We start from the raw sequence: 13,203 nt of genomic DNA on the forward strand, positions 1-13,203 counted from the left end.
GATTTTAATCCCCGGCCTTGCAACTGGTGCAAGATCTCAGATTTATCCGACTTGCGCTATTAGCCGTCGGTTTAAACCGACGGCGGGTGTTGTTATCAATCCGATGGAATCCGATGTTTTATTTGATTTGCTACGACATCGTAGACGACAACCGACGCAACCGAGTCGCCAAATTATTGGAGAGATATGGAATGCGAGTGCAAAAATCGGTGTTTGAGGTGGTGTTGGACGAAACCCAATACGAACAACTGCAAAAGCGCCTGCTCAAATTGCTCAATAAACGACAAGACCAACTGCGGTTTTATCCCCTGTCAGCACATTGTCGCCAAAAGGTGAAAGTGTTAGGCATTCAACCGGAATTTGCTGTAGATGATTCAGTAATTATTGCGTAGGATTGGAAAATGCGATCGGTTTCCTCATGTAGGGACGGCGATAAGAGCGCGTCTCCCAAGTTATGCAACCTACCGACAAATCCAAAACTGCGATCGCCTAATAATTTTTTCAAAAATATAAGCAGTCAATTCAAATAAATTGGCTGTTAAATTCACTCTCAACCCTGAGCCGACTAAGATAAGAGGGTTTGGAGACCAAACCCCTACATTTTTTATGCAGCCTGAAACGACGATCTGGAATTAAAGCAAGGCATTTTTTTGTAGGGGTTTGTTTCCCCAATCCTCTTTGCTATAGAAATAACCAAATTATTAAGCAAAAAACTCATTGAAAACCTTATTTAATTCATTTTTTATTTATAAAAAATGCAGAATAAAGCCCACAGCGATCGATTCAGCAATGACCCAATATAAACCCGTACCAGCAGACTACGACCGACCCTGGAAAGAAGCACTTTCCATCTACTTTGAAAGTTGCCTGTCCTTCTTTTTCACTCCCATTCACAGCCACATCAACTGGAACCAGCCTTATCGTTCCTTAGACAAAGAACTGGAAGAATTGGTGCGCGATTCAGACATCGGGACGCGATTTCCCGATAAACTGTTTGAAGTGCAACTGCTGAATGGGAAATCCCAATGGATCCTGATTCATGTAGAAGTGCAAAGTCAGTACGATGCTGACTTTACCGAACGCATCTATCGCTATAACTCTCGCGCCTTTGACAAATACAACAAACCCGTAGTCAGCGTGGCGATATTAGGAGACGATAACCCCAACTGGCGACCCAGTGCCTATTCCTACAGTTTAGATGGATATCGGTTCAATCTAGAATTTCCCACCGTCAAACTGCTAGACTATCAAAACCAGTGGGAAATGCTAGAAACAATCGATAACCCGTTGGCGATGATGGTGATGGCGCATTTAAAAACCCAAGCCACTACCGACAATATGGAAGAACGACAACAGGCGAAACGGTTATTATTCCGGTTCCTGCTGTCAAGGGGTTATAGTAGAGAGCAGGTGTGCGAATCTATTTCGGTTTGTTGACCGGATGATGAGCTTACCCAAAGAACTCGAAGAACAACTTACCACAGAAATCATTGAGACGCGGGAGGAAGAAAGTATGCCATTTATCAGTCCGATGGAAGAAATAATACAAGAAAAGGCGATGCAGCAAGCTCGTCGCGAGGATATCGTCGAAGTTTTACAAGTGCGGTTTGGGGAGGTGCCACCGTCAGTGGTGGAAGCAGTGAATGGGATTAAGCAGATTGAGACTCTCAAGCAACTATTCCGACAAGCGATCGCGATCGCTTCGGTTGCAGAGTTTCAGCAATTGCTTAACTCGGTGACAGAAGGTTAAGCGCAAAACAAGCGATCGCCGTTTGAAAAATCCTACAAATTGCGATCGCACTGCAAGCCTCCCGGATCTGGAATTGTAAAAAAACGATAGAAAACTTCGTATAAATTAGCGATCGCAACGCCAATCTTTATGGTAAACTAGAAAAAGTTGCGATAACGATTTTTACAGAAGTTGGATTATGACCCCCTTACCTGAAACATTACCGCAGTGGTACAGCGTTCGAGAAGACGAAGACCGAGGGTGGACGCCGAAAACTTGCAATATCATTAGAAAACCAGAAAATAAAGTCATCACCCAAGCTTGGAACGGCAGTTTTTATCCGCCAGACGCCCAGGAATCTACCGTATCCTTATCGGGATTGCAAGTCATTAGTCCCTTGCAGGTGGGGGGAGGCAGTTTCCCGGAAGGGGGGATTTTGCCCGCACAGGTGGGGGGAGTGGCTTGGATACCGGGTTCGAGCATTCGCGGGGCTTTGCTCACTTGGTTAAACAAAAATTGGCAGCAGTTATCTGCAGAAGAAAGAGGATTTTGGGAAACATTAGTCAACAGCGATCGCAGTGGGTGGCAACCCCGTAAAATCCGCTTTGAAAGCGTGTTTTTGAGAAAAGAGTTAGAACCTTTTCCCCTGCACGCACAACAATCTTGGCAGGTTTTCAATCAAAAAAGCAACAACCTGGGGGTGCAGTGGCAGGTGTCGCCAGTGATTCCGCCAACCACTCCGCCTAAGTTTTCCGTGCAAGTGTTACTGGCACATCCAGTGAGCGATCGCGAGAAAAATTGGCTGAAAACTCGATTGGAAGAGATGCTCAAACAGCAGGGGGTGGGAAGGGGAACCGCTTCCGGGTTTGGTCGGATCGCGCGATCGCTGCCTTTAACTGCAACTTGGGAAATTGCCCTCACCGGCACTAAACCTGCGATACAACAGCAAGATAATAAAGAGAATATAGTCGGTAAATATCGCTGGAGTCCCCAAGTGCTGCGGGCCTGTTTGCGGGGTTATTTTACCCGCGTGGCGCTGTCATTGCTCTCTCCAGACAATGCTAAAACTCTCACCAGTAAAATCTTTGGCGGGTTGAACTCTCCAGCGCGATTGATTTTGACGAGTTATTTGACCCAGTGTCTGCGATCGCCCAAGGCTGGAAAAAATTATGCGAATATTCCCGCTAAAGACGCGCACAGCACTTGGATAATTCGAGCCGATTGTACCCGAGAATTTCACGATTTGATAGACCCGTTGTTAAATATTGCCAGTCGCATTGGCGGGTTAGGACCGGGATGGCGTCGTCCCCCCCACGTTTTGACGCGGTTCAACGGGTATCGCGGTAGTGAGTTCACCCTCACCCCGAAATCGGAAGACTCGATTGACGGTTTAATCGAGGGGGTGCGAAGTCGGATTCGCTGTCTTGCTGCGGAGTATAAGTTGCCGACTTTTCAGCAACCGAGAAGCGTACCCGGTGGGATTGTCAGCATTTGGCAAGGAGAACCCGACGCATGGGAGGCGATCGTGCATGGGGTATGCAGCAGTACAAATAATTCTAAACCCGACTGGTGCGGCAATTCCACAACGCGCCCATCGGGTTATGCGGTACGGGAGTATGACGATTGCTGCTGGATTACGGTATTCGATGCGGAAGTAGAACCCACGTTGCGACAGCAGCAGTTTACCCAAATTTGGCCTGCTTAACTGGGGTAAGGAAAAGGTGCTGAAACTTCCAGTTGATGAGTAAAATAGAAGAAGGTGACAAAAAACAGAAACTTTTTTAATTTTCCAGACAATAGAGTATGACCATCACCTTCAGGCAGTCTAAAATTGAAATTCCCGAAGCGGCGATCGCTCAAATTTGCCAGGATTACCATATCCGCAAACTCGCTCTTTTTGGTTCGATTCTGCGTGATGATTTTCGTCCGGATAGCGATATCGATATTCTGGTTGAATTCCAACCAGGAAAAACGCCCGGTTTTGGTTTCATCGACATCCAAGACCGTCTCAGCAACTTACTGGGACGGACTGTGGATTTGAATACTCCTCAAGACCTCAGTCGCTATTTTCGCGATCGCGTGGTTTCAGAAGCTGAGGTGATTTATGGTGAACGCTGATGCAGTACGACTACAACACATGATTGATGCTGCCCAAAAAGCAATTGCCTTCACAAATCAGCGAACGAGAGAAGATCTCGATCGCGACGAAATGTTGTCTCTTGCTGTCGTTCGGTTAGTGGAAATTTTGGGAGAAGCCGCTAAAAATGTTTCGGACTCAACCAAAGCGCGATCGCCAGATATCCCTTGGCGACAGATGACCGGAACCCGAGATCGATTGACTCACGCTTACTTTGAAGTCAACCTCGATATCATCTGGAACATCATCACGAACGAACTTCCGTCTCTAATTCCCAAACTCGAAACTTTGCTGGCTCAAACTGAAGAGTAGAGAGGTTTTTAGACCCACTTCCTCAAAGTCAAACCAACAAAAAAACGATCGCAGTTTCCTAGACTTAACAAACTGCGATCGCTTTCTTCAATTTTCTAACAACAACTCTCGAACCTTATCCCATTTTTCGATAACTTTGATAAGAATTCCACAATCGGTAAGGACACGGCATTGCCGTGTCCCTACGTTCGATCGCGATCGTTATTTCTGAAAAATGAGATTACGCAGGACTTCCACTATCCCGCGCATCTTTCAGGCGCATCGTCCAAAACTGAATTGCCTCCGCAATCTCTATCAACAAATCTGTCAGCAACACCTGCTCATTGAAGTCCAAATCGCGAAATCTTTCCTGAAAATTATCGGTACTCATATTTTCGCGAATCCTCAACTCATTGCCTGCAATTTTGCACAAAACCACTCGCGCCACACTCCAGGCAAAATAACGGCGTTCTTCTTCGGAACCCTCCGCCGCATCGGGCAATTGTCCCCCGAGTAAGCGCTGCGATCGCGACATCGCCCAAAACCTTTCCACTCCCCAACTGGCAACATAATCGGCAATCCCACTGGCGGCACCTTGCCAATCATCCAATCGGTTAACTCCGGGATTGAGCAACCGAAACACTTCCCGATCTAACTCATAAGAACAAACTGGCATTTTCTCCTCCTAATACCGTTCTTTTATACCCTTGATAGGGATATTTATTTGTAGCCCCCCTTAAAAAGGGGGGTTGGGGGGATCGAACCGGATGGTTATTTTTGAGAAAGGGTAGAATTCGCTGTTTGCGCGATCGCAATTCGCCCGTAACCGACACTCCACAATCCCCCCAAATAATGCTCCGATCGCAAAAATTTCTCCCATTCTCCTATCTGTTCCACTTTTTCCGGGTTGCGAATTGTCCAACTGGTCATAAACACCGCCCCCGGAGGCAACCCTTCTACCGCAAACAGATTCTTGACCAAACTGCCATTATCATTCGGTTCGTCCCTTAAACTGACTCGCGGTTGCCGAACCAATCCCATATCCACGATTAAGTTGATACTATCGCTGGGAACGATAATGCGGCGATCCGGGGGAACCTCTGAGGGGGCGGGTAAACTCAGAGTACAGGTTTGGATATTCGTTAACTTCAACCAGCGCAGAAAAACAGTTTTGCCGTTTAATTGAGCGTCGGTGGCGTAGATATTTTCCTCAGTCAAATTCAGCAGATTTTGCTGAGATAATTGCTGATAGCGATTCAACCAAGCGGGACAACTCACCCACCAACTGCCATACCCCAAAACGTGAACCGGCCACCACACGGGCCACCCCCAACCCAAGGCAATATAACCGGGTGAGATATTTTCATCTTTGCCGCCAAACCAGTTACTCACATAACCTTGATACTCCGAACTGTGTTCGGCACCTTCGCGCAAGGCACCCCGGAGGGAACTGCCGGGGATAGCGGGAGTGCGATCGCTCAGACGAAAAATCGGATTGTTGTTCCCGCGAGAACTGCTATCCGCGCCCCCAATATGCACGGGTTCGCGACAAATCAACCATTCAATTGCCATTGTTTGTTTTCTCCTCAAATAACCATAAATGTCCGTAACCGAGGCAGTGGCGATGGTACCGATCCGGCAAAGGTGCGGATGTTTCTAAGGGCGCTTCCCCCTGCCACAGGTAAACCGCACCTGCAGGGGTCAACCATTCCCCAGGGGTCAGCACTTGCACTTTGCGTTCGGGGTTGTGGCGATCGCGCACGGATTTCCACGACTGCCAAGGAATTCCCACCTCTGCCGCATATCCGGCGATCGGCACTTGGGGAGGATAGGGAACCGAGAGGCAATTTTCCTCCTCCCACAATGCGCCGGTTAGCAACACCGCCCCAGTTCCCTGAAAACTCTCCGCTTTCCCCTCCAACCAACTGGCGCTAATCTTCTCCGGTTTGATGCTGACAGGGGTTGCGCCTGCACCAATACAACTCCAAGGCGGATCGGGGAGTCGTTGCTGCCAGTCATAATTGCCGATAATTTTCACCACAATCGACCAACCCGGATCCATCAGGGTCGTCTTTTCGGCAAAAAACCCGCCCTCGTCTTTCACCTGAAAGTCTTCGCGACTGTTGTGACTCAGGGTGAGTTTTTGCCAGGGCAACTCGCACAACAGGGGGCTATTCTCCGGATTGGTTAACCGTCCCGCTTTCCACAATTGCTTGAGACTGTTGCCCGGAATCAGATAGCGACCCCCCACCACCTCTATCGAGGCATCTCGATGGGGAGATTGCACCTGCCAGCGATCGCCTTCCCACACCATCCGAAAAATCTCCGGAGGCATCTTCTGGGAGGACTCCAATCGATACACCGGCAAGGGTAAGGTCACGTAAACCGTTCGGCGAGAATACCAAAATGGCCCGCACAAGGTGCAATCGGTGGGCAAGTTCAAACAAGCGGCCAATTGATGACCGTTTGGCGGCCACCGACAGTCTACTTGACCGCTATTTTGTCCCACTGGGGTGAGATTCCCGATCGCCACCGTTCCCGCAGGAAATATCGAATACCAACTTTGTTCTAATTCACTCATGGGTTAGTTCCCCCAACTCGTTCGACCCATTTTTCCCGTTCCCGTTCTTGTCGCGCCAGAAATCCCATGACGCTAATCCAACCAATCCACCAAGACCAGGTTTCCAGTTCTTCCCGAAACTCCCGTCCCGCCACATTCAGGATGCTGTCCCAAGTGAGTTCGATTCCCACACTCGCCCACAGAGTTTCGATTAAATCCCGAACTGTGGTAATAGAAGATTGCTGCAACCGAGTGCTTTCCATGTATGACAGCAGCTTTTCCCAGCGATTTAACTCGGTTTTCTCCTCGGTTGTGAGTCCCACGTGCATCAGCAGTTCCCACAATCGCCAAGGACAAACCCAGTCCAAGGATTGACCGCTATTGAATAGCACTTTGATACAGACGCGATCGCGCCCTTGATTTTTCGCTTCTTTATACGCTTCGGTTAACCCGCGATGCCATAAGGATTGCGGAATCCGTCGTTGGGCGATGACTACCCCCAAGCTAAAATCCATTTGCTGTCCCGGAACCGGATAAATCTCCGATTCCCGTTGCACCCACCCATCCACTGGCGGGTCTAAAGGTTGGGTCAAAGGTGAGAGTTGACCCCGCCACAGACGATATAAATTGCTGGTGAGGGAAACTGCTTCGGTGAGTGGCCCCAACAACAGAAAATCATCCCCGCCTGCAAAGATAACTTTGGCGTTGTGGTGTCGTTCTGCCAAGGGATACAGCAGTTGATTCCAGCATCCAAATAACACGGACAAATCCAGAACGTGAGGCAAGTCCAGTTGTCGGGTGGCGTTGGCGGGTACCCTCGGCGGGTCGATGTTTAACTGATGTTGGGCGATCGCTTCTTGATTGAGATGCCATCGCGACCACTGCAATGTTAAGGTTTCATACTGTTTCCCAGACAGCCATTTTCCCATATTGTCGCCATCGCCGCGCCATCCCACCGTCCACTCGATGGGACTTTCCCACCCTTTGACGTTCTCTTGCCAGTCTTGCAATTGCGACTCGCGATGGCTTTTGTCTGCGCAGGAGAGAAAATCTTTAAGATAGCGGCGTTCTAAGATGCGCGGACAAGCAAAAGCTGGGGGATGTTTGCGATCGACTTTCGGCATTCCCCACTCGTAACTCGCACTGCGATTGAGATAGTATTCATGCCAGAAAGAGACATTTTCATTCCACAACTCGGCATCGATGCGATCGACAACCCAAGCAGCGGCGACAGTGGCGCGATCGGGGAATTTTCCCCAAGGACAGGGAGGCGGTGTTTTGCCCCACAACAGTTCTAAAGTGGGTTCGATAATTTCCGGAACCGAGGCCAACCGACGGACGAATTCGATACTATTGAGGCGATCGTCACTATCCACCAATCCAGACAGGCGATCGCGACTTTCATTGGATGCCCGCAACCACCATTCATTTAACTCAGAATCGGGCAATCCCCAAGTCCCCCCGCGATGGATCGGTTTGAGTCCCGGATGCCAAATTGACAACTGTCCGGCGCTAGGACTGGTGCGACCTGCCCACCAAGTTGCTTGCCACTGACGACCCATTTTACGCGATTCGATCCGTTCGTGCAAGTGTTTGATATCTTGACTGACCGTTTCTAGGGAAAGGGGTGTGCTTTCGGTATAAACCGACCAGAGATATTCGTTATCCCGGTGAATCACTTGCCATCCTTGACCGTTGAGTAAATGAGGACTGTAGCGTTGGGAGACTTCCGCTTCCAATGCGTTCAGAAAATTACCCCATTCTTCGGTAATAACGGGTTGAAAATCCTGCAACCAACTTTCATTTTGCGGATGCAATCCGGTGATGACATTGGGGAGTTCTGCTTGCCAAAAGCGATCGCGATCGAAGGGTTCGCCGCGCAACAAATTGAGTAATGGGGAAGACCGATGCAAGGGTAACAACACTTGCCCCTGACGTTCTTCCCACCGATAAATTGCCACAGCAGTGAGATAATGGCATAACCAAGAAGCAACCGCCCAATCGCGCAATCGTTCTCCGCCGCCGAGAAATTCTTGAACCGGGCCAAATGAGAGGACGCCCAGGTGAGTTAATTCCGAGTTGGAAGCTGCTGCAACTTGCCGACAAGCTTCGCGAGATGCGCCACCTCCCCACCAAAACTGCGATTTTAAATAACCAGAGTTTTGCCATTCTCCACTCACCGGATGAATGGATATCTCTGGGGAAGCATCGGGCAGATTTTGATAAATCTGGCGCTGTTGAATCAGCCAATCTTCTACATTCATTTACAGATTTTCCTCAATATCTCGAACGATTTGACGATAGTTATTATTGGCTCGTTCTTGCACTTCATCGGTTAATCCAGCTAGGCGGATAATAAAATGGAGATAGTCAACCGCAACTTGCGCGGGATGTTCTGGGTGAGTGACGTTACCAAGTTCTTCGGTTCGTTCTTCAAGCAGACTATCGATGCTATCTCCCAATAAACTGTGATAGAGTTCATTTCTCAGATTGGTGAATCCTCCGACGTTAATATTCTCCTTAATTTGCCAGTTCGTCCCATAAAATCCCTTAAAATCACTCCATTTCTGGGTCTTCTCAATTTTGGTAACTTTCATGAAGCGATCGGGGTCGTCGTCTTTTTGTTTCCTGAGCTTTACTTTTCCTTTGCTGAGTAAACTAAAGACAATTTTCGCAATTCCCAAAGGGCCAACTGATTCCGAGTTTCCCGCTTTGTAAATTAAGTTGATGCCTTCCCATTCATAATCGCCATTTCCCTGGTGTTCGACTAACAGCAAAATCGCCAACTCAAACGCCCCAGCAACGCGCAAATACCAGTGCATCCACTGACGGCGATCGCGAAATGCTGTCTCACTCCAAACGGCGATCGCCACCCGTTCGATAATGCCCTCTCGTCCCGCCAGATTTTCCCGCCCTGTTAAATTCAAAGAAACCGCGCGATCGAGTTTTTGTAACTTCGTTGCAATTTCTTCTATACTGTGCGGATGACTTTGAAGAATTTGCAAAGCACCACTAAAATCCTGAATTTTCAATAACTCCCGGATTTGCGGAACTTTGAGATGCCATTGCCAGTGCGTCCCCGAATGAGGTTCGCATTCTTTTTGCTCGGAAATATAAACAAAATCAATCGGTTTTCCCGTTAATTTGCGCTCAATTCCCCACAAATACAAGGCACCATTTAAAGCTGGCGTTCCACTACTATGCTGCACGGTTATTTTTTCCACTGGCATAGATTCCCCATGCTGCGGCTGAAAAAATATCCCATGTTCTTGAAAGTCAATCAGACTCGCGAAAAACCGTTCTATAGTTTGCGCCATTCCATCCCAATCCGCCACCCCATTTTCCACCGATGGGTCAATCGTCAGGGCAACAGAATAATGCTGAATGTGATGAGCTTCGCACCATTTTTCCAGAATTTTTTGCCACCAAATTCCATCTAAAGCAACCTGATTCCATCCTTCTCCAGTCTCATCGCGCTGGGATTGCCATTGCCGTTGATCCGTGAGCAAAAAGCAAAATAAAGGAGGACTCGAGCTTTCCGATTGAATGATGGGGGATTCGGCAAGCTTTTTAATCAAGGGAAAATTAACGCGATCGATGTTCTCAATTAACTCTTCCTCATTGATTGCTGCTTTTTCTTCAATATCCTCCAAACAATAGCTGTTGCTCAGGGTGTTACAACCTTGGGCGCTATCTACCTCAATGTCGCTATTGCCCAGAACTTGCACGATTAACGAAACCATGTAATTTTTATTTCCTAACTCAACAACTTTTCTCGAAAATGTGGTAAAATGGTGTTTTGAATGGGATTAGGGTGGAGGCGATCGCTTTAAGCGCTGCCATCCTTGCTCTAACTCTCGCCAACTCTCTTGTAGTACCCTCAAACCCAGAGAAGGCGGTTTCGGCGGTTTCAGCAATCGATTGCTGGCCTTCTGCAAGCGATCGCTATATCGATCCATCTGAGAAATTGGCAGATTGGAGGGCAAATTATTTTGCTCCTCAAGCAGTTGAGCGTATATGGCAGAACGCCTTTCCCTTTTACACCATTTGCTAATCTGTTCGGCCAGTTTTTCCGGTTCTGCCGACCAATTTTGTTCCGCCAGATGAGAGCGAGCTTCCGCATCGAATAAATGCGGCTGATTGTGCAACAGTTGCAGAAACCCTTCAATTTTTTTCTGTGCCGCAGTGGGTGGAGAAATCCGCGATCGCAATTCAGCTTTATAATTTTTCTGAACCTTCCGATGAAGCTTAACTCGCTTTTCTAGAATTGTCAATTGCTTAACCACCAGAGGATGCCGTTCGCTTTCACACCAACTGGCGATCGCCTCCCACAATTCCCTCGGTTCATTGGGTTTGCAATCCACCAATTCCCCCAACCATTCGCGATCGCGCCACGAAAACCACGCCGGATATCGCTCTAGTAATAAGCGAAATGCTTCTAACTTCCGTTGAGCGATGCGATCGCTACGCCTGCGTCTAAACTCGCGAACTCCCCAACCAGCAAATCCAAACAATAAAGCCGCCAAAAGACTCAGAGAAATAGACGCGCTAACCGGATGTAAAGCATTCAACCAATCGGGAATCCATCCTACAGTAATCTCGCCATTATTGCTACCTGCAGTGAGTAACCCCGCACTAGAAGCAACAATTGCAGCACCTCCCAACCCCGCACTAATAATATAGGCCAAGTCTTGCAACTCGCGATCGCGCTTTGCCTGCGCCTCATCTTTTTCCCGCAATTGCTGCAAATATTGCCGTTCCCGTTGCTTATCCGCCTCTTCTTTTTCTCGCAATGCCAACATATAAAGGCGATCGCGTTCCCGTTCCCGTTCCTCTTGTCGGCGTAAATCTTCTAAACGCTGTTGTTCCCGCTTTTTCTCCGCTGCTGCCTGTCGCTCCTTTTCTTCCAAACGCTGTTGTTCCCGCTGTTTCTCTGCCGCTTCCAGACGCCGTAAATATTGCAAAGTCGAATACTCTTGCATTTCCCGCACTTCATCGTGAACTTCCCGATAAAGTCGGTCTAACTGAAACACCTCTTGCCACTTGCAATAACAGCGATGATGATGTTTTCGTTGCATCACCTGGGCAAAATATCCCCGTGCAGTAAACCACAACAAGCGATCGCGAATCAAATCAAACTCTTGCAATCGAGTCGCTTCATCCCTCACCCAACTTTCTGCCACCTGTTCCGAGAGTGACATCAGAGCAAATCGCTGATGCAATGCCAGCAAAAACAACAGAAAATACTGTTGGCGCAGATGACTCGGAAGCGTTGCCCGAAAAAATGGCTCAGTAGATGCGTTAACTGCTAAGAAACTGCTGCCTTCCAAAGTACAAACAAACCACTGTCCCCGCGCATAAGGCAACCAAGGCTGAACCTGCGGATCTAAATCTTCTGGCGCTGGATCTTCTCCCTGGTTAGCATGGAAAAAGTTCTGTAACTTGTACAGCAAGTGAGGCGTTTTCTCCTCTGACAATCCATCCACATACAGGGAAACAAACGGCAGCATTTGACCCCGCACAAAAATCTCATTCCACCACCGTTGAGAACTAACGGTGTGCAATAATGCCTTTACTATATGGCCGAATTTAGGTTTTCCCTGGGCATGGCGATCGGCAATTTCCGGAAAATAATCTTCAAATAATGGGCGATTGGTTTCCGCATCCCACAGGCGCTTTTGCGCCCTCACTCTCGACCCCTGCTGCCCTTCCAAAAACCGAAAATAGTGCAAAAAGTTAAGCCAATCCTGGAGAGTATTGGTAGTGGGTTGCACCTGCAAAATTAAAAATCCCACCCCCACCTGAAACAACATCAGTTGTACCACATTGCCAACGTTGCCATCCTTACCAAATCCAAACGGTACGGATTCCTGGGGCGAAATCAACTCCCACTGTTCTCGAAACCCAAACACATCACGCACTGAATCTGATAGTTCCCACAATTGAGCGGTGGGAGTGCGATCGTCTGTGGGATTGAGATAATTGGCAACGTGAAATAATAAATCTTCTGTAGGAAAAGAGCCAGATGTCCACAAAGGAGTCTGCTTCTGGGGCAATTTTGCATCAGCGATCGCCCGATTCAGAGAATCAAACGCTGGAATATCGAAGGTGAAAGGATAAACAAAATAGATTGACGAAGCATTTTCGTCAACCCTTGCCTCATCAAATTGCATAATGCCAACCTCCAACCCGCTTTTCGCGACTCGGCTCTCCCTGGCAATGAGAGTTAAACACCATCAAAACTCCCTGAAGCAACTACGCTCTTTATCGTAGTCCGACAGTTGCACCTCGTTCGCCAACCTTTAGAATAATTTAAGAAACTGTGGGAATGGGTAGAAGCGATCGGCCTTCCATCCGCATCCATATTTGTCATGACACAAGCGCCATACTATAAAATGCGATCGCTGTCCTTGATACTCCCTACGGATAAATCCGAGGGATTCTTAAAGAGTCCAAAGTCGGACTTTTAAAGGCGCTTTTCCCCAC

Annotated in this window: 12 protein-coding genes; 6 read left to right on the top strand and 6 right to left on the bottom strand. The window is 48.2% G+C overall.

What is annotated here, in order from left to right; translation table 11 throughout:
* The first annotated feature begins 113 nt into the window (after nucleotides 1–113).
* The 6 genes from cas2 (at nucleotide 114) to AC0QH1_RS25470 (ending at nucleotide 4,178) form a co-directional block, all read left to right on the top strand.
* Complete coding sequence (gene cas2 / locus AC0QH1_RS25445) at nucleotides 114–392, top strand: CRISPR-associated endonuclease Cas2 (protein WP_324634231.1); 279 nt, start codon at nucleotides 114–116, stop codon at nucleotides 390–392.
* Nucleotides 393–789: 397 nt separating this feature from the next.
* Entirely contained in the window at nucleotides 790–1,437 is a 648-nt protein-coding gene (locus tag AC0QH1_RS25450; RefSeq protein WP_324634232.1) for an RpnC/YadD family protein, read from the top strand.
* Between the two features lie 4 nt (nucleotides 1,438–1,441).
* On the top strand, nucleotides 1,442–1,750 hold the full coding sequence (locus AC0QH1_RS25455) for a hypothetical protein (RefSeq protein ID WP_324634233.1): 309 nt from the start codon (nucleotides 1,442–1,444) through the stop codon (nucleotides 1,748–1,750).
* A gap of 178 nt (nucleotides 1,751–1,928) precedes the next feature.
* A complete protein-coding gene (locus AC0QH1_RS25460; protein WP_324634234.1) occupies nucleotides 1,929–3,434 on the top strand; it encodes an RAMP superfamily CRISPR-associated protein in 1,506 nt (501 codons plus the stop codon).
* Nucleotides 3,435–3,532: 98 nt separating this feature from the next.
* A complete protein-coding gene (locus AC0QH1_RS25465) occupies nucleotides 3,533–3,847 on the top strand; it encodes a nucleotidyltransferase family protein (protein WP_324634235.1) in 315 nt (104 codons plus the stop codon).
* On the top strand, nucleotides 3,834–4,178 hold the full coding sequence (locus AC0QH1_RS25470) for a HepT-like ribonuclease domain-containing protein (protein ID WP_324634236.1): 345 nt from the start codon (nucleotides 3,834–3,836) through the stop codon (nucleotides 4,176–4,178). Before AC0QH1_RS25465 ends, AC0QH1_RS25470 begins: the two co-directional genes overlap by 14 nt.
* A gap of 220 nt (nucleotides 4,179–4,398) precedes the next feature.
* On the opposite strand, the gene AC0QH1_RS25475 is transcribed toward AC0QH1_RS25470, so the two are convergent.
* The 6 genes from AC0QH1_RS25475 to AC0QH1_RS25500 all read right to left on the bottom strand — a co-directional run bounded on the left by AC0QH1_RS25475 (nucleotide 4,399) and on the right by AC0QH1_RS25500 (nucleotide 12,890).
* The gene (locus AC0QH1_RS25475; protein WP_324634237.1) at nucleotides 4,399–4,833 is read right to left on the bottom strand and encodes a hypothetical protein; all 435 of its coding nucleotides are present in this window, start codon (nucleotides 4,831–4,833) and stop codon (nucleotides 4,399–4,401) included.
* Nucleotides 4,834–4,928: 95 nt separating this feature from the next.
* Nucleotides 4,929–5,729: an RAMP superfamily CRISPR-associated protein gene (locus AC0QH1_RS25480; protein ID WP_324634238.1), complete on the bottom strand. Its 801-nt coding sequence runs from the start codon at nucleotides 5,727–5,729 to the stop codon at nucleotides 4,929–4,931.
* Nucleotides 5,719–6,738, bottom strand: a complete 1,020-nt coding sequence (locus AC0QH1_RS25485) for a hypothetical protein (RefSeq protein WP_324634240.1) — start codon at nucleotides 6,736–6,738, stop codon at nucleotides 5,719–5,721. The genes AC0QH1_RS25480 and AC0QH1_RS25485 overlap by 11 nt, the downstream gene beginning before the upstream one ends.
* On the bottom strand, nucleotides 6,735–8,981 hold the full coding sequence (locus tag AC0QH1_RS25490; RefSeq protein WP_324634241.1) for a Cas10/Cmr2 second palm domain-containing protein: 2,247 nt from the start codon (nucleotides 8,979–8,981) through the stop codon (nucleotides 6,735–6,737). Before AC0QH1_RS25490 ends, AC0QH1_RS25485 begins: the two co-directional genes overlap by 4 nt.
* A complete protein-coding gene (locus AC0QH1_RS25495; RefSeq protein WP_324634242.1) occupies nucleotides 8,982–10,460 on the bottom strand; it encodes a hypothetical protein in 1,479 nt (492 codons plus the stop codon). It lies immediately after the preceding gene.
* 66 nt (nucleotides 10,461–10,526) lie between these two features.
* Entirely contained in the window at nucleotides 10,527–12,890 is a 2,364-nt protein-coding gene (locus AC0QH1_RS25500) for a phytochrome family protein (protein WP_324634243.1), read from the bottom strand.
* Nucleotides 12,891–13,203 lie beyond the last annotated feature (313 nt).

It is taken from the genome of Phormidium sp. CCY1219 (genome assembly GCF_055795085.1).